This window comes from Paenochrobactrum pullorum, assembly GCF_041929845.1.
Lineage (GTDB): Bacteria > Pseudomonadota > Alphaproteobacteria > Rhizobiales > Rhizobiaceae > Paenochrobactrum > Paenochrobactrum pullorum.
The window spans coordinates 1,217,609-1,238,054 of record NZ_JBHEEH010000001.1; the positions used below are offsets into that span (position 1 = coordinate 1,217,609).

Genomic DNA, 20,446 nt, shown 5'->3' on the forward strand with positions numbered 1-20,446 from the left:
GAAGGCCGATGCAGACCGACCTGATAGCTAATCTCACACTCGCAGCTCCGGAGGTTCTCCTTGCCCTGAGCGCGCTTGCGTTGCTCATGATTGGGGTTTTTTCCGGCTCGCGAGCCTCAACAATCGTCAACGGATTGACCGTTGCCGTGCTGATTGCAGCATTGGCTCTGGTCATTCTGTTCCCGCATGACGGAAAAGCTTTCGGCGATGCTTATATCGCCGACGGTTTCGGACGCTACATGAAAATCCTGACCCTGATCGGCTCCATCGTGACGCTGATCATGTCGGTCGGCTATGCGCGTGAAGAAAAGTTCGACAAGTTTGAATTCCCGGTTCTGGTGGTACTTGCCACACTGGGTATGCTCCTGATGGTTTCGGCATCCAATATGCTGACACTTTATATGGGCCTCGAATTGCAGTCACTGGCACTTTATGTGCTGGCTGCTTTTAACCGCGACAGTGTTCGTTCCACTGAAGCTGGTTTGAAATATTTCGTTCTTGGTGCTCTGTCTTCCGGTATGATGCTTTATGGTATCTCACTGGTTTACGGCTATACCGGCCATATCGGCTTTGCAGAAATTGCACAGGCAGTATCGGGCGGCGAACGTGAACTCGGACTGGTCTTTGGTCTGGTCTTCATTCTGGCCGGTCTTTGCTTCAAAATTTCGGCTGTTCCGTTCCATATGTGGACACCGGATGTGTATGAAGGCTCGCCGACACCAGTAACAGCTTTCTTTGCGGCTGCTCCTAAAATGGCTGCAATGGCGCTGATCATGCGTGTGGTTGGTGAAGCTTTCGCACCGATTACGCATGACTGGCAGCAGGTGATCATTTTCGTAGCACTTGCTTCCATGATCTTGGGGGCCTTTGCAGCAATCGGTCAGCGCAACATCAAACGCCTGATGGCTTATTCATCCATCAGCCATATGGGTTATGCGCTTGTCGGTCTGGCAGCTGGCACCGAAATCGGTGTGCGCGGCGTGCTGATCTACATGCTGATTTACCTCATCATGACCCTTGGCACCTTTGCTTTCATTCTGGCAATGCGCACCAAACAGGGCAGTGTTGAAGGCATTTATGATCTGGCCGGTTTGTCGCGTTCAAATCCAATGATGGCAACTGCGATGACCATTTTATTGTTCTCGCTTGCCGGTATCCCGCCTTTGGCTGGTTTCTTTGGTAAGTGGTACACATTTGTGGCAGCTGTACAGGCGGGTCTCTATCCGCTGGCGATCATCGGTATCGTGGCTTCTGTTGTTGGTGCTTTCTATTACTTACGCATGATCAAGATCATGTGGTTTGATGAACCGGCACCAGAGAAGTTCCTGCCGATGGCCGGTGAACTTCGTTTGGTACTGGGTGTATCAGCATTGCTTACTCTGCTCTATGGCCTCTATGCAGGTTATGTGGTGGAATGGGCTGCGACTGCTTCCCAGACATTCTTTTGATGTCGGATATAAATAATGACATTCTTTTGATGTCTGAATTACAAAATAAGGAGTGAGCGATGCACTTCTCGCTTTCTCCAATTGCACAAAGTCAATCCTATCGTCTCGAAACATTCGAGACGATAGGTTCGACCAACGCGGTAGCTCTTGAACGGGCTGCCAGCGGCGATCAGGGTAAAATCTGGTTTGTATCCAAGCGACAGGAAAGTGGCCGTGGCCGTCGAGGCCGAGCATGGTCGACACCGGAAGGTAATCTGGCTTCCACTTTGCTGCTTGTTGAGCATTTTGATATCAAAATTGCTGCTACATTAGGGTTCGTTGCAGGTTTGAGCCTTGCGGAAGCGCTTGAAGCTGTTTTTTCAAACAGTGCTACCAAAAATACCACTAAGGTCACCCTCAAATGGCCGAATGATGTTTTCGTCAATGGCGCTAAATTATCCGGCATTTTGCTGGAAACAACATTGCTTTCGCAAAATCGCTTTGGCCTAGCGATTGGTATCGGCACCAATATTGTTAGCCATCCGACTGATTTGCCCTATGAAGCCACATGTTTGCAAAAGCTTGGCAGTGATTGTGATGCGGAAACGCTTTTTATGGCGCTCTCCGATGCATGGGCGGTGAATTATCAGATCTGGAACAATGGCTTAGGCTTGGATGCTATTCGCCTGAAATGGCTTGAACACGCGCACCAACTGGGCAATCCTGTTTCTGTGATGGTAGATGGTAAACTTGTCGAAGGTGTTTTTGAAACAATCGATAGTTCTTGCCGACTGGTTATTCGCGCGGATGATGGAATACGCACAACAATTACGGCCGGTGATGTCTATTTTGGTACAGTGGCATCGGTGCGTAACAACACTTAAACAGTTAATTATTAAGTTGTGATCAGCTGCGGGCTTGCAATGCTTAGTTATTCAGTCCACCTGTTCATCAACAATAGTGATTATGAATTAAGGAGGCTCTATGCCCCGCACACACAGTACTCAACTCGTCTTTTTGCCGCTAGGCGGTGTCGGTGAAATCGGTATGAACTTAGCCATGTATGGCTATGGACCCGAGGAGAACCGTGAGTGGATTGTGGTTGATATGGGGGTGAGCTTTGCCGGACCCGAACATCCGGGCGCTGATTTGATCCTGCCGGATATCCGTTTTCTGGAAGCTGAAAAGCACAATGTGCGCGCCATTATCATCACGCACGCGCATGAAGATCATTATGGCGCCTTGCTGGATTTGTGGCCGCGCATTAAAGCGCCGGTTTATGCCACGCCTTTTACGGCTGGTTTGCTGGAAGCTAAACGTCAGGGCGAATATAATGCCCCTGAAATTCCGGTAACCATCTATAAAGCCGGTGAAACTTTCGAAGCAGGGCCTTTCAAGATCGAAGCTTTGGCGGTCACGCATTCGATCCCTGAACCAGTATCATTGGCAATTACCACTGAACTTGGCACCGTTATTCATACGGGTGACTGGAAAATCGATCCGGAACCAACTTTGGGACCGTTGATTGATGAAGCTCGCTTCCGCGCACTTGGTGATGCCGGTGTGCTCGCGCTGATCTGTGACAGTACCAATGCATTGCGTGAAGGTGAATCACCATCCGAACGTGAAGTGTCGAACAGTCTGCGGGAATTGATTGAAAAAGCGCGTGGCCGTGTTGCGATCACCACTTTCTCATCCAATGTCGGCCGTATTCGCTCTATCGCCGAGGCTGCACGTGATGCCGGCCGTCAGGTGCTGATCGTTGGCCGCTCGATGAAACGTGCCATTTCGGTTGCGACCGAACTTGGCTATATGGAAGGCTTGCCGGAATTTTTGAGCGAAGAAGATTATGGCTATATTCCGCGTGAAAATGTGGTGATGATTTTGACCGGTAGTCAGGGGGAATCGCGCGCGGCATTAGCCAAATTATCCCGCGATGAAATGCGTAGCCTTGCGCTGACCGCCGGAGACACGGTGATTTATTCGTCGCGTGCCATTCCGGGCAATGAAAAAGCTATTATCGAGACCAAGAATCGCTTGATCGAGCAGGGCATCAAAATCATCACCGATGAAGATGGTTTGGTGCATGTTTCCGGCCACCCGCGTCGTAATGAATTGCGTCAGATGTATAAGTGGGTACGTCCGCAAATTTTGGTGCCGGTGCATGGTGAGGCGGCTCATCTTGTTGGTCAGGCGTCACTTGGAGCGATGGAAGGTATCGGCCAGATTGCACAAGTGCGCGACGGCGGTATTTTGAAATTGGCACCAGGTGAAGCAAAAGTCATTGACGAAGCACCGATTGGCCGTTTGTTTAAAGACGGAAAGCTGATTGGCGACGAAGATGAAGTCGGTATCACCGAACGTCGCAAGCTGGCTTATGTCGGTCATGTTGCCGTTTCTGTTCTGCTCGATAGCAACCTGAAGATTGAAGGTGAACCGGATGTGGTAGCCTTTGGCTTGCCGGAAGAGGACGGGCAGGGTGATCTGATTGAAGACATTCTTTATGATGCCGCGACGAGTGCGATTGAAAGCATTCCAAGAGCACGCCGTAAGGATTTGGGTCTGGTGCAGGAATCAGTGCGCCGTGCAGTGCGCGCTAGCGCTAACGAGGTTTGGGGTAAAAAGCCGGTCGTGACGGTTTTTGTAAACCGCACCCGTTAAATCATAATTGAATCAGCGGGAGGGGTACATGCTGGGACGATTAAATCATGTGGCGATTGCTGTGCCGGATCTGGGGACAGCAATCAAACTTTACCAAGATACGCTTGGTGCCACGGTTACTGCTCCTCAGGCATTGCCTGAGCATGGCGTGACTGTCGCTTTCATTGATGTCGGCAACACAAAAATTGAATTGCTGGAGCCGCTGGGCGAAAAATCTTCCATTCAAAGCTTTATTGATCGCAATCCATCTGGCGGCATGCATCATGTTTGCTATGAAGTGGCTGATATTTTGCAGGCGCGTGACCAGCTGAAGGCAGAAGGTGCGCGTATTTTGGGAGACGGCGAACCTAAAATCGGTGCGCATGGTAAACCGGTTTTATTTTTGCATCCCAAAGACTTTAACGGTACATTGATTGAGTTGGAAGAGGTTTAATCATGTCGCTGATGTCTGGAGTTGCTGTTTATTTTATCATCTGGTGGACAGCTTTGTTCGCACTTTTGCCGGTTGGTTTAAGAACGCAGGATGATGAAAATGAAGTGATTCTGGGCACGGTTTCCAGTGCTCCGGCACGCCCACGGATTTGGCTTGCCTTTTTCCGCACAACCATTGTGGCGACCATACTTTTCGGCCTTTATTATTATATCACTCAGATGAGCGGTTTTAGTCTTGATGACATCCCGCATTTCTATCCCGATCTTAAATAATTACAGATCAAAAACAGTGCAGGACAAGGTGAATTCCTTGGATGATAAGCCTTATCCTGCAAGCCTGTGGATAAGTTTTAAATTTTTTATTTTATAATTTCAGTTGAATTGATGAAAATAAGTCATTGATTTTGAGACATTAAATTTTCTCTCTATTAGATTTGGCTAATTGGGTTTTATGTTCTCAGCAACAAATTGCCTGCGTTTTAGAAGAATTCGCGATCTATAAACGGATTAGTAACCCTGCTTCCATTAGGATGAACGAATTAGGTTGTGGTGTGTCGCTTGCGCCGCAGTGAAAAAAATACCAGTGTTCAGGTGGGTATCGTAGTGCGTATTGCGTTTTTTCAAGCTGCTTCTGCCATCAAAAAAACAGCTCATGCTGCCTTGTTAATGGCTGTCATGACAGGTTGTGCAACATCTCAGGTCGTGCCCGCAGCGGCTGCGCCTGCTAATGATAAATATGCAGCCATTGTTGTTGATGCCAATACGGGCAAAACGCTGTTCGGTTCCAGTGCCGATGCAAAGCGTTATCCGGCATCGCTGACCAAAATGATGACGCTCTATATGCTGTTTGAAGCGATGAAATCTGGACGTGTCAATCGCAATACGCCGATTCCTGTTTCTGCTTATGCTGCATCACGCCCGCCGACAAAAATTGGTTTCAAACCTGGTCAGTCCATTCCGGCTGAAGCTGCAATTCTGGCATTGATTACCAAATCTGCTAATGACGTTGCTGCTGCTGTTGGTGAATATCTTGGTGGTTCGGAAGAGCGTTTTGCGCAGATGATGACCGCAAAAGCCAAGCGTCTTGGTATGCGCAGCACTGTTTTCCGCAATGCGTCGGGTTTGCCGAATATGCAGCAGCATTCGACTGCGCGTGACATGGCAATTTTGGGCATGGCTTTGCGCCAGCATTTTCCTAACGAATATGCTTATTTCTCCAAGCGCAGCTTTACCTATCGCGGTCAGACCATCAATGGTCATAACCGTTTGCTTGGACGTGTAGAAGGTGTTGATGGCATTAAAACCGGTTACACCAACGCTTCCGGCTTCAATCTGGTTTCATCGGTCAATGTTGGCGGCAAGCAAATGGTTGCTGTTGTGATGGGTGGTCGCTCCGCTGCCAGTCGTGATAAACACATGCAGGAACTGATTGCCAAATATCTTCCGCAGGCTAGCCGTGGACGGGGTAATAATGCATTGATCGCTGCGCGTGCTGATGGAACGATCAATGTTGCCTCTGTCTCCTTGCCAACTGCTAAAGAGGCACCGCTGCCGGTTATGCGTCAGGATGGCGGTATTGAGCAGGTTATCAACGGTGAGTTTGGCGAGGGTGACCGTGAGCAGGAACAGCCTCAGGTCTTGGCGCTTGCTGCCCCAATGGCTCGCCCAGCCGCTAAAGCCATCGAGAATGTGATTGTGCCAACACCGCGTGCAGAAGTACCGACTGTTGCCAATAATGCCGTCAATAACAATGTTGACCCTGTCACTACTGCATCATCAGCTGCGCCAACAGGTGGCTGGGCAGTGCAGATAGGTTCTTTGCCAAGTGAAGATCAGGCACGTTCGATGCTCGCGAAGGCCAATGCATCGGTTGGCGGTCTGAAATCTGCCTCGCCATATACTGAAACATTCCAGATGAATGGCACTAAATTTTATCGTGCGCGGTTTGTAGGATTTAGCAGTAAACAGGCAGCGTGGAATGCATGTGCCGCTTTGAAAAAGCAGAAATACGGTTGCTACGCGATCGCTAACTAAAGAAACAACCTCGTGTTTTGTTGCCACAGTCTTTGTGACGACCGTTGAAAAAACCCGCAATGTTTTGAGTGAAGGGGTTTCACAATGTCGAAGATGTACGATGTGCAGTCTGTTGGTTCTTTAAGAGAGCCATCTGATTGGAATCACTATGAAGCAGAAGTTGCGCCAAAGCCGTCGCTTTTCTCGGTTCAATTGTTGCGCGAAGCAGCCTTGAGCCTGGTTGAATTACGTCGTGTATCGCATTCTTTTCAGGCGCGTGATCTGGTAGCCTTATTGAAGTGCCATGCAGCGCGCAGACAGCGGGCAGCGATGCCGAAAGCAACAATTCACATGAAAACTATTGTCAGTTGCGGTCGTCAGGCTGTACGTATCGTTTTGAAATAATGTGGATATGGCGGCGTCTTATAAACCGTCGCAAACATTAGAGCATGTCTCCCAAAAGTGGGCACCGGTTTTGGGATAAAGACATGCGTAAAAACAAAACGCTAGAGCGAGCGCAGTGGATACGATTAAGCGCGACACGCTCTAGAACAGTTGAGGGCGTGTCTCATTCAGATGAGCGCGCTTTTTTATTGTCATGAATTTATAGGTAGTCAAAAGAATCCAGTAGAAAAACAGGCAGTATTTATGAAGATTGTATTGATTGGAAAATAATAGAAATTAGCGGGGTTGCGCCACTTTCAACGATAATCATATGATTTGAAGAAAGTGGCGCGAGTGACGGGGCTCGAACCCGCGACCTCCGGCGTGACAGGCCGGCACTCTAACCAACTGAGCTACACCCGCGCATCTCATTCCGGTTGAACCGGACTTGGTAACCGACGTTTCCGTCTGGTGTGTGGCTCGTTTAAGGTGTTCGCTTGCGACTGTCAAGCGAACAAACTGAAGAAATATGCTGAATGTTGATAAGAATGCAAAAAACTTTGAAAGTCGGTGTATTTGGGTGTTCTTTTTAAGCGGAAAAGCTAAAAAGTGCCGATTTATCAGACAGCTAGAGTGAAATTTATATGCTTCCAACAATCGGAAACATCCTTTGATTCTGCTAAAAATGAATCATCCTGCGCGTAAAAGCCGGATCGCTTCGTCACGGCTGAACAAATAGAGCAAGGTGCGTAGTGCTTCGCCGCGTGGTGTAGTTAGCTCTGGATCTTTCTCCAGTACCAGCCGTGCATCTTTACGTGCAATTTCTAACAAATCAGAATGCACTTCAAGCGAAGCCAGTTTAAAGCCGGGGGTGCCGGATTGCTTGGTGCCAAGCAATTCACCTTCGCCACGCAGTTTTAAATCTTCCTCAGCGATACGGAAGCCATCTTCGGTTTCGCGCATCACTTTAAGACGCGCTTTGGATATTTCACCAAGCGGGCCTTTGTAAAGTAGTAGGCACGATGAGGCTTTCTCACCGCGCCCGACACGACCGCGCAACTGATGCAATTGCGCAAGGCCGAAGCGCTCGGCATGTTCAATGACAATGATGGTCGCATCCGGGACATCGACGCCCACTTCAATAACGGTGGTGGCAATCAGCAGTCTTGTTTCACCTTGTTTGAAGGCACGCATGGCTTCGTCTTTTTCGGCGCCGGTCATACGGCCATGAATAAGGCCGACCTGATCGCCGAACACTGTTTGCAGGGTGTGGAAGCGCTCTTCTGCGGAAGTAAGTTCGACATGTTCCGATTCTTCCACCAACGGGCAGATCCAGTAAATCTTCTGCCCGTTTTGTACGGCGCTTTGCATGCGCTCAATCAACTCGTCCAGACGTTCCAGCGGTAATGTCACCGTGGTGATCGGGCGTCGTCCTGCAGGTTTTTCGGTAAGCTTGGATACATCCATATCGCCAAAGGCGGTGAGCACGAGCGTGCGTGGAATAGGGGTCGCAGTCATCACCAGCATGTCAGGTGCTGTGCCCTTGGCCGTCAGCATCAGGCGCTGATGCACACCAAAACGATGCTGCTCATCAATGATGGCGAGCACCAGATCATGATACTCGACCTTTTCTTGAAACAACGCATGGGTTCCGATGATAATGTGGATTTCGCCTATGCGTAACTCGTCCAAGATACGTTGACGTTCGCGCCCTTTTTCACGACCTGTCAAAAGCGCGGTTTTCAAGCCGACAGCTTCCGCCAAAGGTGCGATCGTTGCATAATGCTGGCGTGCAAGCACCTCTGTTGGTGCCATTAGGGCTGATTGACCGCCAGCTTCCACCGCATGTGCCATGGCAAGCAAACCGACAATGGTTTTGCCGGAACCGACATCGCCTTGCAGTAAGCGCAGCATCCGCTGCGGCTCTTTCAAGTCAGCAATAATCTCTTGAATGGCTGTCTGTTGGCTGCCGGTTAATTGATAAGGCAGTTTTTGCAAAACCTTCTGAATAATTTTGCCGGTTCCCTGTAACGTGCGCCCAGAGAGTTTGCGTGTTTTTGCGCGCACCAATGCCAAAGCCAATTGTCCAGCCAGTAATTCATCATAAGCCAAGCGCCGGCGGTATGGGCTTTCCAGATCAATATCCTGTGGCTCTTCCGGTTGATGCATATGATTTAAAGCTTGGTTATGATCGGGAAAACCTTCCCGTTTGATCAGGCTTTCATCAATCCATTCCGGCAATTGCGGAATGCGGGTTAAGGCTTCATCAATGGCGCGGTTGAGCGTCTTGGGCGACAGGCCAGCCGTGGTCGGATAGACCGTTTCTAATAATGGCAGGGCGTCGGTGTCATGAATACTGGCAATATAATCCGGGTGCACCATCTGGGCGCGTCCATTAAACCACTCCACTTTGCCGGAAATAACAACCGTTTCGCCTTCAGGCAGCACTTTATGCAGCCACGGTATCTGTGCATGGAAAAATACAAGCGTAATTTCGCTTGTGTCGTCATGGGCAATAACACGATGCGGCGCATTTGAGCGGGTTTTGCCGGACGCAGAAAAAGCCGGTTGGTGAAAATCCACCACCACTTCCAAAGTGACAATAGCGCCATGTTCGGCCAAATTGACAGTCGGGCGGAAGCGTCGGTCAATCACCGAGCTTGGCGGATAATAAATCAGTTGTCCGACACGTGGCTCATGCCCTGGTTCTGTGCCGAGTAATTTTGCAAGCAAAAGCGACACTTTTGGCCCGATACCGGGAAGTGTTCTGGCGGAGGCAAAAAACGGATCAAGCAGTGAAGGGCGCATGACCCCAAGCTTTAAACGGATTTTCGTTGCATGCAAGTCACTGTGGTAAAAATTTGTGCACTTTTTGTTCTGGATTGCTTAAAAGAGCAAAACAGGTTCCCACATTGCAAATAAATACTGTATAGCGAAGTGAATAGAGTTGAAGCGGAGTGCATTTTTATGACTGACAGTACTGAAGCCACAACTGCAACGGTTGATAGAGCAGCGGCAAGAGCTGATCTTGATGTCAGACGCAGAAAATTGTTGTTTCGTTCATGGCATCGCGGCATGAAAGAGATGGATATCATCTTCGGCCAATATGCAGATGAATATATTGCCGGTTTCACCGATGCTCAACTTGATGAATATGAGCATTTGCTGGAAGTGCTGGATCGTGACTTGTTTAAATGGGTAACCGGTGAAAGTGCCATCCCCGCAGAATTTGATACGCCATTGTTCCGCGATATTATAGATTTCCGCAAACGTATTGCATTTTAGTAATATCCGTCTTGAAATCACCTGCTGCAATGTAAATCATAGAGTTTTGTCTGATGTCCGTATTTTCCAAATTTGGTTTGAAGCCTTCAAAAAACGCGCATGTCACTATTGATGGTGTGGCGGATGGTTTTGAAGGCTTTTGCCTTGCCAGATTAGTTGAAGAAGTCGGCGAGGGCGGCCCTTTATTATTTGTAATGCGTGACGGCCAGCGTGTGGCGGATCTGGAGCAGGTTTTAAACTTTGTGCGTCCTGATCTTCCGGTGCTGCACCTGCCTGCATGGGACTGTTTGCCTTATGATCGCGTCTCACCGGGTGCCGATACCAGTGCGCGCAGATTGGCAGCATTGGCACATTTATCCAATTTGCAACAGCAACGTCATCCGGCGGTTATTTTAACCACCGCCAATGCAGTATTGCAAAAACTGCCGCCGCGCGCAGCACTCTCCGATCAGGTGATTTCGGCGCGTCCGGGCAATCGTCTCAACATGAACGAACTGGCTGGAAAACTGGAGCGCAATGGCTTTGAACGTGTGCCCACCGTGCGCGATGTGGGCGAATTTGCTGTGCGTGGTGGGATTCTAGATCTCTTTGTACCTGGAACAGGAGAACCTGTGCGGCTTGATTTCTTTGGCGATACGTTAGAATCAATTCGCACTTTTGATCCGGGCAGCCAGCGCACCAGTGGCAATCAAAAAGAGTTTGTTCTTCAGCCGATGAGCGAAATTACGCTCTCGCCGGAAATGATCAGCCGTTTTCGCACGCAATATGTGCAGATGTTTGGAGCGCCATCCCGTGATGATGCGCTTTATCAGGCTATCAGCGAGGGGCGCCGTTTTGCCGGTATGGAACATTGGTTGCCGCTCTTTTATGACGAGCTGGAAACTGTGTTTGATCACGCCGGTTCTATGCCGGTGGTGTTCGATCATCTTGTTGTTGAGGCTTTGGCTGAGCGTCACACATTGGTGCTTGATCATTATGAAGCGCGTGAACGTCAGGCCACGGGCAAAGAGCCGGGCGATAGTGTGCCTTATAAACCAGTGCGTCCGTCCGCACTTTATATGTCGCCAAAACAAGTGCAGGAGCACGCGCAAGCTGCCGGTATGCGCATTGATTTAACGCCGTTTGGCGCGCCGGAAGTGGCAGGCCGCATCGTCATTCATGCCAATGTGCAGGCAGCCAGAAACTTTGCTGAAGAACGTGCCGCCACTGATGTGAACCTCTTTGAAGTGGTGGTTAAATACCTGGCTGATCTTAGGGCGTCAGGTAAAAAAGTCATGCTTGCCGCATGGAGCGACGGCTCGCTTGACCGGTTAATGCAAGTGCTCGGCGAGCATGGTCTTGAAAAGATCGAAACGGTTGATGAGCTGCGCACCGTTAAAGCCTTGTCGCGTGATAAAATAACCGCGGCCGTGTTGGCGATTGAAAGTGGTTTCACTGCCAGCGATCTTGTGGTGGTGGCCGAGCAGGATATTTTAGGCGACCGTTTGGTGCGCCGCACCAAGAAGCGCAAGCGTGATCAGGATTTCATATCGGATGCAGGGGCGCTGACGGCTGGCGATATTGTCGTCCATGTCGATCACGGTATTGGTAAATTTATTGGGCTGAAAACCATCACGGCTGCCGGTGCGCCACATGATTGCTTGGAAATTCACTATGCCGGCGATGACCGTCTGTTCTTGCCGGTGGAAAATATCGAGCTTTTGTCACGCTTTGGCGGTGAGGGTTCGACGGCACTTTTGGATAAGCTTGGTGGCGGTGCATGGCAGGCACGTAAAGCCAAGCTTAAAAAGCGATTGCTGGAAATTGCCGGACATCTCATTCAGATCGCGGCCGAGCGTCAGATGCGGGGTGCGCCGGTAATGCCGCCGCCAGAAGGGCTTTATGCTGAATTTGCAGCGCGCTTCCCATATGATGAGACCGAAGACCAGTTGAGCGCCATTGAGGCAATCACTGATGATCTGTCGCTTGGTCGTCCGATGGATCGCCTGATTTGCGGCGATGTGGGCTTTGGTAAAACCGAAGTGGCATTGCGCGCGGCCTTTATTGCTGCGCTCAATGGTTTTCAGGTAGCTGTAGTTGTGCCGACAACGCTGCTGTCGCGCCAGCATTTCAAGACATTTTCAGCGCGTTTCCACGGGCTGCCGATCAATGTGGCGCAAGCCTCACGTTTGGTTGGTGCCAAGGAGTTGTCGCAGGTCAAAAAAGATGTGGCAGACGGCAAGGTCGATATTGTCGTCGGTACCCATGCACTGCTTGGCAACGGCATCAAGTTTAAAAATCTAGGCCTTCTCATCATCGATGAAGAGCAGCATTTCGGCGTGAAGCACAAAGAGCGTCTGAAAGATTTGAAATCAGACGTTCATGTGTTGACCCTTTCTGCCACACCAATTCCGCGCACATTACAATTGGCGCTGACAGGTGTGCGTGAATTGTCACTGATTACCACGCCACCGGTTGACCGTATGGCGGTGCGTACATTCATTTCACCGTTTGATCCTTTGGTGATCCGTGAAACATTGATGCGCGAGCACTATCGCGGCGGTCATAGTTTCTATGTTTGTCCGCGTGTGTCTGATCTGGCTGAGATCAACGAATTTTTGGATGAACATGTGCCGGAACTGAAAGTGGCTGTAGCGCACGGTCAGATGGCACCGGGTATGCTTGATGACATCATGAATGCATTCTATGAAGGCCAATATGATGTGCTGCTTTCAACCACAATCGTCGAGTCCGGTCTTGATGTGCCGACCGCTAACACGCTGATCGTTCACCGTTCTGATATGTTTGGTCTGGCGCAGCTTTATCAGATCCGCGGGCGGGTGGGGCGTTCCAAGCAGCGTGCATTCGCGCTCTTTACATTGCCGGTCGGGCGCACATTAACTGCAACGGCAGAACGACGCCTAAAAGTGCTGCAATCCTTGGATACGCTTGGTGCCGGCTTCCAGCTTGCCAGCCATGATATGGATATTCGCGGGGCGGGCAATTTGCTGGGTGAAGAACAATCAGGCCATATTAAAGAGGTTGGTTTCGAGCTTTATCAGCAAATGCTGGAAGAGGCGGTTGCCGAATTGCAGGGCACGGAAGTGGTGGAAAATAGTCAGTGGTCGCCGCAGATTTCTATCGGCACGGCTGTGATGATACCGGAAACTTATGTACCGGATCTGCAATTGCGCCTTGGTCTTTATCGTCGTCTCGCCGATCTGGAAGAAACGCAGGATATAGATGCCTTTGCCGCCGAGCTGATTGACCGTTTTGGTCCGCTGCCCGAAGAAGTGCAGCATTTGCTCAAAATCGTCTTCATCAAGGCGCTATGCCGCAAGGCTAATGTCGAGAAACTGGATGCAGGGCCAAAGGGCATTGTTATCCAGTTCCGTGACAAGATATTCCCTAATCCGGTCGGTCTGGTGAAAATGATTGGTGAGCAGGGTTCGCTGGCTAAAATTCGTCCGGATCAAAGCATTGTGCTGATCCGCGATTGGCCGACACCGGAAAAACGCCTCACAGGCGCGGCTGTTGTGATGACGCAGCTCGCAAAAATTGCAGCTGCGTGATCTCTCACGCAGCTGCTTAAATTTCAGTTGAAATGAAGTCCTTAATTAACGGTCTTCAATGATGCCGGGTTCAAATCCGCTGGCGGCTTGGCTGATTGCATCAGCCAAGACTTCTGCACTTTGTGCGCCCATAACGGCATATTTCTGATCGATAATGAAGCAAGGTACGCCGCGCACACCAATGCGGGTGGCTGTTTCGATCTCTTGGACAATATTTTGTTTGTCAGCTTCTGTTTCAAGTAGTTTTTCAATCACCGGTGCTTCAAGGCCAGCTTTATCCGCTGCTTCCACCAGCACTTTATGGTCACCGATATTTTGGCCTTGCTCGAAATAGCGTGAGAACAATTCGCCAACCAGTTTGTCTTGTGCATCCGGTATACCGGCCTGTGCTGCCCAGTGAATGACGCGATGCGCATCCAATGTGTTGGGTGCTATTTCAATTGCATCGAAATCAAATTCGATATCATTATCTTCGCCAAGTTTAATCAGCTGATCGTGAATTTCATTAATCCGCGACGCAGAACCCAGTTTTTCTTTTATATAGGCTTGGCGGTCTTTGCCACCAGACGGAATGGTCGGGTCAAGTTGATAAGGACGCCAGCGAACTGTGGCTTCCACATCTGGCAGCAGTTCTAAAGCCTGCTGTAAGCGTTTGCGGCCTACAAAGCACCACGGGCATACCACATCCGATATAACATCGATGGTTATTGGTTTGGCAGGCATGATTTATCCTTTTAAAAATGCACTTTTCATTCACAAAACATATTCAGGACTTGACTTTATTGTAAGGGGAAACTTTGTTTTGTGCTGGCAAAATTATACTTTTCTCACAGGTGTTACATTTTAGGTTAAAAGAAGAAATACCAGATAACCAACACTGCAAAAAACGGCACGCCCATCATCCATAAAATTCCTGCACGTAACATGAGTGTCTCCTTTTTCAAATTCTTTATTGGTTTGTTTACAAAGCTCATTGGTGAAAAAAGCTTCTATAAAAAAGCAAACTGCTGACGCGGAAAATGGTTCCGCTTTTATTGAAAAATCAGATAATATAAGTAGCGATTTTGGCATTTTGCAGCTGGATTTGAAGCGCTTTCAGGTGGCTTTGAAGTAAAAAACTGATTCATTGATCCGTATTTTTGATGGTTTCGGCAAACTTTTATCAAACCCTTATTCTCTTGTTTGGAGCATTTGGGAGGGGATAAAACCTGTTTGAGTTAATTAATTTCATGCTGCTCTGTCCCTTGTGGAATACGGGATCGAGCAAGATTTAGAAGTGTCTCATATGAATAGAATCTCGTGTTCGGGTGGACACGAAATGAAATATCTATATAATAATCGTGAAATCTGAATTTGGTGATTTTTTTATACTAAAATTTTTAAGTTTATACTTATGGTTTTAGTATAATAATTCATGTTTACTTGTTTAAGGAGGTTAGGTCTGCCCGACAAGGCAGGGTTAATTTTAATGTATGGTATTTATTACGGATAACGATAGTAAAGAAACTTCCGAAAAAATAAAAATCTCTTTGAAAAATGTTTTCAAAGTTTTTGGCGACCGACCGGAGCGCGCTCTAAAAGAATTAAAGTCCGGAAAATCCAAGACTGATATTCATCGAGAAACTGGCTGTACCATTGGTGTGGATGATGCCGGATTTGATATTATGGAAGGTGAGATTTTCGTTATTATGGGGCTTTCAGGCTCCGGAAAATCAACACTGTTACGATTGCTGAACCGCCTCATTGAACCAACTTCCGGTGTCATTGAAGTTGATGGCCGCGACATAACCAAAATGTCGAAAGCCGAACTGATTGATCTGCGCCGCCGTGATATGAGTATGGTTTTCCAGTCGTTTGCGTTGTTGCCGAACCGAACTGTGTTGAATAATGCAGCTTTTGGTTTGGAAATTGCCGGTGTTGGTGAAGCCGAACGTCATGAAAAAGCGATGAAAACGCTTGCAGCTGTTGGCCTTGAGGCCTATGCGCATAGCAAGCCTGATGAATTATCAGGTGGTATGAAGCAGCGCGTTGGTTTGGCGCGTGCTCTGGCAAGCGAGCCGACTATTTTGCTGATGGATGAAGCTTTCTCGGCTCTTGACCCACTTATCCGTACTGAAATGCAGGATGAACTCATCCGCTTGCAATCAGAAAACAGCCGCACCATTATTTTCGTCAGTCACGATCTGGATGAAGCAATGCGTATTGGTGACCGTATTTGCATTATGCAGCATGGCAAGGTTGTGCAGGTGGGAACACCGGATGAAATCGTCTCGCAACCAGCCAATGACTATGTGCGTTCCTTCTTCCGAAATGTGGATGTTTCACAGGTCTTCAAGGCAGGCGACATTGCCCGCAGCACACAATTGACCATTATTGAGCGTCATGGTGTTTCTGCTGCGGCAGCACTAAAACAAATGGAAAGTGCCGGTCGTGAAGTGGCAATCATTGTTGGTCGTGATCGTGGTTATCATGGTATGATCAGTAAGGATGCGCTGATTGAGCGCTTGAAATCTAAAGTTGAGCAGCCTTACCGTGAAGCTTTCATTCCGGATTTAGAGCCGATACAGGCGGAAGAATCCTTGTCTGATGTGCTGGGGCGTGTGGCTGAAAGCCGCTGGCCTGTACCGGTGGTGGATGAAAATAACCGCTATATTGGTGCGATCAGCAAGACTGCACTGCTTGAAACTCTCGACCGTGCCGGTTGAGCGCAACCATTCTGCTTCTTGTGAAGCATTGGAATTGTGTGCGTGGAAACAAAGATAAGGATGCATAAAAGCATCCGGAACGGACGGATAAAATGAATTTCGAATTTAGTATCGGTAAAGGTGCCGATATTCTCGTCAATTATATTCTAGATCACTTCACTCCGCTGCTGGACGCAATTTCTGCGGCCATCGGGCTGGTAACCGGCAGCATCCAACAGGTCTTGCTGTCATTGCCACCATTGGCTGGCATCATTATTTTGGCAGCGCTCAGCCTGTGGCGCGTTGGTGGAAAATTTGCTATTTTTACACTGATCGCGATGGCACTAGTGCTGCATATGGGGCTTTGGTCAGGCATGATGCAAAGCCTGTCACTCGTGCTGGCGGCAACAATTATTGCCATGCTGATTGGTATACCGCTCGGCATTTGGATGGCGCGCAGTGAAACAGTGGCGACCATCACGCGCCCAGTGCTCGATCTGATGCAAACCATGCCGGCCTTTGTTTATCTCATTCCGGCTGCGATGTTCTTTGGTCTTGGCGCTGTGCCAGGCACCATTGCAACAGTTATTTTCTCGATGCCGCCAGTGGTGCGTCTTACCAATCTTGGTATTCGTCAGGTTGATGGCGAATTTATTGAAGCTGGTCTTGCCTTTGGTTGTACCGGCAAACAGCTTCTGTTCAAGGTACAATTACCCAATGCCATGCCGTCCATTATGGCGGGTGTAAATCAGACCATCATGCTGTCGCTGTCGATGGTAGTGATCGCATCCATGATTGGTGCGGGTGGTCTTGGTAATACGGTTCTCACCGGCATTCAGCGCCTTGATGTGGGCACTGGTTTTGAAGGTGGTCTGGCCGTGGTTATTCTGGCGGTCGTGCTTGACCGGATTACCCAGAGTTTTGGCAAGGAGCGTTCGGGCTTCCTCAAGCGCCTTGCTTTTTTCAAGAAAAATGGAAGCGACGAAAAACAGCCTGTGCTGAATAAACAGGAAGCATAAAAGCTGTTTGATAGTGAATTTATGCATCACTTTTTGAATTGTTCTTTCAAAAATTGAACACATGAAGCGATGCATTTAAAAAATAAAAACCGAAAAGGAGAAGATATGTTTGGGAAACTGACACGTCTAAGCCTGGCGGCATTGCTGGCGGGAACTATGGCAACTTCAGCATTGGCACAGGATGCTAAGACCGTAAAACTGGGTTGGGCACCGTGGTCTGATGCGGAGTTTGTTACCAAGCTCGCAGCCAAGCTTCTCGAAGATAAATATGGCCAGAAGGTCGAGCTGGTTCAGACCGATGTAGCACCGCTTTATCAGGGCGTAAGCCGTGGTGATCTGGACGCGATGATGATGGCATGGCTGCCTGCAACGCACGAAGATTATTATAAGCGTGTGGAAAGCAAGGTTGAAAACTTAGGGCCCGTCTATGAGGGCGCAAAGCTTGGCTGGGTAGTGCCGGCATATATTCCGGAAAGCGAGATTAACTCGATTGAAGATCTGAAAAAGGCTGAAGTTCAGGAAAAACTGAAAGGCCAGATTCAGGGCATTGATCCGGGTGCCGGTCTCACCCGCTTGTCGGAAGAAGCGGTTAAATCTTATGGTTTGAATTACAAATTACAGATTTCCAGTGAAGCAGCGATGCTCACAACTGTTGATCGTGAAATGCGTAAAGACGGTTGGTTTGTCGCTACCGCTTGGAGCCCGCATTGGATGTTCGGTAAATATAAGCTGCGTTATATTGACGATCCGGAAAAAGCTTTAGGCGATGCCGAACATGTCGATGTATTGGCGCGTCAGGGCTTTTCAGAAGAAAATCCTGAAGCTGCCGGTTTCTTGAAACGGATGAAACTGCCGATTGATGAGCTGGAAGCTGCGATGTTCAATGCGCAGGAAACTTCTTATGAAAAAGCGGTCGATAAATATATTGAAGAAAACCCTGACCGCATCAAGGAATGGGTTGAAGACAAATAAGTAAACTCAAAGCGGCGGTTTCTAATATGAAGCCGCCGCTTTTTTAATTAGCTGCGGCGAGCAAATAAAATGCCGCAAATAATGATGATACCGCCGATAATCTGCATCATACCGATTGGCTCATTAAGGATGAGCCATGCCAGAATGGCAGCCACAACCGGTTGGATCAGCAAAGTCAGCGATGAGAATGAGGCAGGCAGATAGGCCAGAGCATAGGTGATTAGCCCCTGACCGCCTGCATGGGCAATGAGAGCAAGCCCGATGAGAATTCCCCAGCCATAAAGGGTCAGTGGAAACAGATTGGTTTCAAACGCCACAGATACGATCAGCATGGCAAGGCTGGCGGAGATTGTACTGGCAATCATGATTTGCATGGCGGTAAACTTTGCCCGCAGCTTGCCAAGAAATAAAATATAACCGGCATAAAACATTGCCGCTATCAGAGCGAGGCCGTCACCTTTGACCTGACCATCAGTCAGTCCTGCCACGCCGCCCTTTAAAACCACCAAACCAATACAAGCAAGTATGAGGCCGATGACAAAAGGGCGGGTCGGGCGGATGCCCAAGAATATCCACGCACCGGCTGCCACGAAAATAGGCGCCATATTGGCAAGCAATGTCGCATTGGCAACAGTGGTGATGTTGAGAGCTGCATGCCAGAGCGCCAGATCACCTGCTAAAAATAAACCCGGAATACCAAGTTCAAAATAGTCACTCCAAGTGGTTGTTTCCGCTCTTTGCACCGGTGTGATAAATATTTTATCGATAGCCAATAAAGGCAGCAATGCTAATGCTAGACGCCAGAAAGCTGTTGCCAGTGGACCGGTTTCGGAAAGGCGAACAAAAATAGGAGAGGTTCCGATAGCCACCCCACCCAAAAAGAGCGCAATCATAGCCAGATTTACGGGAGTTTTTTTAGAGCTCGCAAACATTATTTCGCCAATACAAAAAAACAAACCGGCGGGCATGCTTACGGGCAAAATAGTTTGCCATTCAGGGATGCTTATTAAGCATTTGCTGTCGGTTGGGAAAGAATAAAAGAGCCGCGAAACGGCTCTTTTGAAAGTTATTAAAAGATAATCATCGACAATGCAACGTAAAGAGCCGGATGAAAATTATTGTTCCAGTCGGGCAAGCAAAGAAGACGTGTCCCAACGGCCACCACCCAGTTTTTGTACTTCTTTATAAAACTGATCGACCAACGCTGTCACAGGCAGCATTGCACCATTGCGGTTGGCTTCATCAAGGCAGATGCTTAAATCCTTGCGCATCCAGTCCACAGCAAAACCGTGATTATATTCGCCTTGATCCATGGTCTTGTGACGGTTTTCCATCTGCCATGAGCCAGCTGCCCCCTTTGAGAGCACTTCGATCAGTTTGCTGATATCAAGTCCGGCTTTTTTGCCAAAATGAATACCTTCTGCCAGACCTTGTACAACGCCGGCAATGCAAATCTGGTTGACCATTTTGGCCAATTGTCCGGCGCCGACTGGCCCCATCAAGCCGACTGAACGGGCAAAGGCCTCAATCACCGGTTTTGCCGTGTTGAAATCATTTTCATCTGCACCGACCATAACGGTGAGTGCGCCGTTTTCGGCTCCTGCCTGACCACCAGAAACAGGTGCATCCATGAATTTGAAACCGGCTTTTTGTGCCGCTTCACCAAGTTCTCTGGCAATGGCTGCGGAAGCGGTGGTGTTATCAATGAAAAAAGCGCCCTTTTTCATGGATGAAAAAGCACCATTTTCACCTAAAGTAACAGAGCGCAAATCATCATCATTGCCAACGCAGGCAAAAACAAAATCGGCATCTTTGGCGGCTTCCGCAGGTGTGGCGGCGAAGATTCCGCCAAATTCTTTGGCCCATTTTTCAGCCTTCCCAGTGGTCCGGTTGTAAACGGTTACTTCATGGCCACCCTTGTTTTTAAGGTGACCGGCCATTGGATACCCCATAACCCCAAGACCGAGATAAGCAACTTTTGCCATAGTAGAAATTCCTTTTTGAGCATTTCCGGAAGA

17 protein-coding genes and 1 tRNA gene are annotated in these 20,446 nt (G+C 48.8%); 13 read left to right on the forward strand and 5 right to left on the reverse strand.

The genetic code is table 11. From position 1 onward, the window contains the following. The first annotated feature begins 8 nt into the window (after positions 1 to 8). The 7 genes from nuoN to JNC77_RS05850 all read left to right on the forward strand — a co-directional run bounded on the left by nuoN (position 9) and on the right by JNC77_RS05850 (position 6,938). Complete coding sequence (gene nuoN / locus JNC77_RS05820; protein WP_374830267.1) at positions 9 to 1,448, forward strand: NADH-quinone oxidoreductase subunit NuoN; 1,440 nt, start codon at positions 9 to 11, stop codon at positions 1,446 to 1,448. A gap of 59 nt (positions 1,449 to 1,507) precedes the next feature. Next, entirely contained in the window at positions 1,508 to 2,311 is an 804-nt protein-coding gene (locus JNC77_RS05825; RefSeq protein ID WP_374830269.1) for a biotin--[acetyl-CoA-carboxylase] ligase, read from the forward strand. A gap of 100 nt (positions 2,312 to 2,411) precedes the next feature. Further along, on the forward strand, positions 2,412 to 4,088 hold the full coding sequence (locus JNC77_RS05830; RefSeq protein WP_374830271.1) for a ribonuclease J: 1,677 nt from the start codon (positions 2,412 to 2,414) through the stop codon (positions 4,086 to 4,088). Positions 4,089 to 4,116: 28 nt separating this feature from the next. Then, positions 4,117 to 4,521: a methylmalonyl-CoA epimerase gene (gene mce / locus JNC77_RS05835; protein ID WP_374830273.1), complete on the forward strand. Its 405-nt coding sequence runs from the start codon at positions 4,117 to 4,119 to the stop codon at positions 4,519 to 4,521. A 2-nt stretch (positions 4,522 to 4,523) separates the two neighbouring features. Then, a complete protein-coding gene (locus tag JNC77_RS05840; RefSeq protein WP_374830275.1) occupies positions 4,524 to 4,793 on the forward strand; it encodes a DUF1467 family protein in 270 nt (89 codons plus the stop codon). Positions 4,794 to 5,123: 330 nt separating this feature from the next. Beyond that, entirely contained in the window at positions 5,124 to 6,554 is a 1,431-nt protein-coding gene (locus JNC77_RS05845; protein WP_374830551.1) for an SPOR domain-containing protein, read from the forward strand. A gap of 84 nt (positions 6,555 to 6,638) precedes the next feature. Next, a complete protein-coding gene (locus JNC77_RS05850; RefSeq protein WP_374830277.1) occupies positions 6,639 to 6,938 on the forward strand; it encodes a hypothetical protein in 300 nt (99 codons plus the stop codon). Between the two features lie 325 nt (positions 6,939 to 7,263). On the opposite strand, the gene JNC77_RS05855 is transcribed toward JNC77_RS05850, so the two are convergent. After that, positions 7,264 to 7,340: transfer RNA gene (locus tag JNC77_RS05855), tRNA-Asp, on the reverse strand. Between the two features lie 267 nt (positions 7,341 to 7,607). Then, the gene (gene recG, locus JNC77_RS05860) at positions 7,608 to 9,725 is read right to left on the reverse strand and encodes an ATP-dependent DNA helicase RecG (protein ID WP_374830279.1); all 2,118 of its coding nucleotides are present in this window, start codon (positions 9,723 to 9,725) and stop codon (positions 7,608 to 7,610) included. Between the two features lie 159 nt (positions 9,726 to 9,884). On the opposite strand from recG, the gene JNC77_RS05865 reads away from it, so the two are divergent. Together JNC77_RS05865 and mfd are read left to right on the forward strand one after the other, a co-directional pair. Further along, positions 9,885 to 10,202, forward strand: coding sequence for an FAD assembly factor SdhE (locus tag JNC77_RS05865; RefSeq protein WP_374830281.1), 318 nt, complete (start codon positions 9,885 to 9,887; stop codon positions 10,200 to 10,202). Positions 10,203 to 10,255: 53 nt separating this feature from the next. After that, positions 10,256 to 13,753, forward strand: coding sequence for a transcription-repair coupling factor (mfd, locus tag JNC77_RS05870; protein ID WP_374830282.1), 3,498 nt, complete (start codon positions 10,256 to 10,258; stop codon positions 13,751 to 13,753). A 45-nt stretch (positions 13,754 to 13,798) separates the two neighbouring features. Here the strand turns inward: mfd and JNC77_RS05875 are convergent, their stop codons facing one another. Next, positions 13,799 to 14,476 (reverse strand): DsbA family oxidoreductase, encoded by a 678-nt coding sequence (locus JNC77_RS05875; protein WP_374830284.1) that lies wholly within the window; start codon positions 14,474 to 14,476, stop codon positions 13,799 to 13,801. Between the two features lie 253 nt (positions 14,477 to 14,729). Here JNC77_RS05875 and JNC77_RS05880 point away from each other — a divergent pair, with 253 nt between their 5' ends. From JNC77_RS05880 to JNC77_RS05895, 4 genes are all read left to right on the forward strand, one after another. Further along, positions 14,730 to 14,867: a hypothetical protein gene (locus tag JNC77_RS05880; RefSeq protein ID WP_374830286.1), complete on the forward strand. Its 138-nt coding sequence runs from the start codon at positions 14,730 to 14,732 to the stop codon at positions 14,865 to 14,867. Between the two features lie 358 nt (positions 14,868 to 15,225). Continuing rightward, positions 15,226 to 16,458, forward strand: a complete 1,233-nt coding sequence (proV, locus tag JNC77_RS05885) for a glycine betaine/L-proline ABC transporter ATP-binding protein ProV (protein WP_374830288.1) — start codon at positions 15,226 to 15,228, stop codon at positions 16,456 to 16,458. A 92-nt stretch (positions 16,459 to 16,550) separates the two neighbouring features. Further along, positions 16,551 to 17,456: an ABC transporter permease gene (locus tag JNC77_RS05890; protein ID WP_374830290.1), complete on the forward strand. Its 906-nt coding sequence runs from the start codon at positions 16,551 to 16,553 to the stop codon at positions 17,454 to 17,456. A gap of 105 nt (positions 17,457 to 17,561) precedes the next feature. Further along, entirely contained in the window at positions 17,562 to 18,428 is an 867-nt protein-coding gene (locus tag JNC77_RS05895; RefSeq protein ID WP_374830292.1) for a glycine betaine ABC transporter substrate-binding protein, read from the forward strand. Between the two features lie 47 nt (positions 18,429 to 18,475). On the opposite strand, the gene JNC77_RS05900 is transcribed toward JNC77_RS05895, so the two are convergent. Continuing rightward, a complete protein-coding gene (locus JNC77_RS05900; protein ID WP_374830294.1) occupies positions 18,476 to 19,360 on the reverse strand; it encodes a DMT family transporter in 885 nt (294 codons plus the stop codon). Positions 19,361 to 19,543: 183 nt separating this feature from the next. After that, a complete protein-coding gene (locus tag JNC77_RS05905) occupies positions 19,544 to 20,413 on the reverse strand; it encodes an NAD(P)-dependent oxidoreductase (RefSeq protein WP_374830296.1) in 870 nt (289 codons plus the stop codon). Between the last annotated feature and the right edge of the window lie 33 nt (positions 20,414 to 20,446).

Coding starts and splice junctions, on each gene's coding strand:
- mce (WP_374830273.1), top strand. CDS start 4,117: ATGCTGGGACGATTAAATCATGTGGCGATTGCTGTGCCGGATCTGGGG.
- JNC77_RS05875 (WP_374830284.1), bottom strand. CDS start 14,476: ATGCCTGCCAAACCAATAACCATCGATGTTATATCGGATGTGGTATGC.
- JNC77_RS05865 (WP_374830281.1), top strand. CDS start 9,885: ATGACTGACAGTACTGAAGCCACAACTGCAACGGTTGATAGAGCAGCG.
- JNC77_RS05890 (WP_374830290.1), top strand. CDS start 16,551: ATGAATTTCGAATTTAGTATCGGTAAAGGTGCCGATATTCTCGTCAAT.
- proV (WP_374830288.1), top strand. CDS start 15,226: ATGGTATTTATTACGGATAACGATAGTAAAGAAACTTCCGAAAAAATA.
- JNC77_RS05900 (WP_374830294.1), bottom strand. CDS start 19,360: ATGTTTGCGAGCTCTAAAAAAACTCCCGTAAATCTGGCTATGATTGCG.
- JNC77_RS05840 (WP_374830275.1), top strand. CDS start 4,524: ATGTCGCTGATGTCTGGAGTTGCTGTTTATTTTATCATCTGGTGGACA.
- recG (WP_374830279.1), bottom strand. CDS start 9,725: ATGCGCCCTTCACTGCTTGATCCGTTTTTTGCCTCCGCCAGAACACTT.
- JNC77_RS05895 (WP_374830292.1), top strand. CDS start 17,562: ATGTTTGGGAAACTGACACGTCTAAGCCTGGCGGCATTGCTGGCGGGA.
- JNC77_RS05830 (WP_374830271.1), top strand. CDS start 2,412: ATGCCCCGCACACACAGTACTCAACTCGTCTTTTTGCCGCTAGGCGGT.
- JNC77_RS05850 (WP_374830277.1), top strand. CDS start 6,639: ATGTCGAAGATGTACGATGTGCAGTCTGTTGGTTCTTTAAGAGAGCCA.
- JNC77_RS05905 (WP_374830296.1), bottom strand. CDS start 20,413: ATGGCAAAAGTTGCTTATCTCGGTCTTGGGGTTATGGGGTATCCAATG.
- nuoN (WP_374830267.1), top strand. CDS start 9: ATGCAGACCGACCTGATAGCTAATCTCACACTCGCAGCTCCGGAGGTT.
- mfd (WP_374830282.1), top strand. CDS start 10,256: ATGTCCGTATTTTCCAAATTTGGTTTGAAGCCTTCAAAAAACGCGCAT.
- JNC77_RS05825 (WP_374830269.1), top strand. CDS start 1,508: ATGCACTTCTCGCTTTCTCCAATTGCACAAAGTCAATCCTATCGTCTC.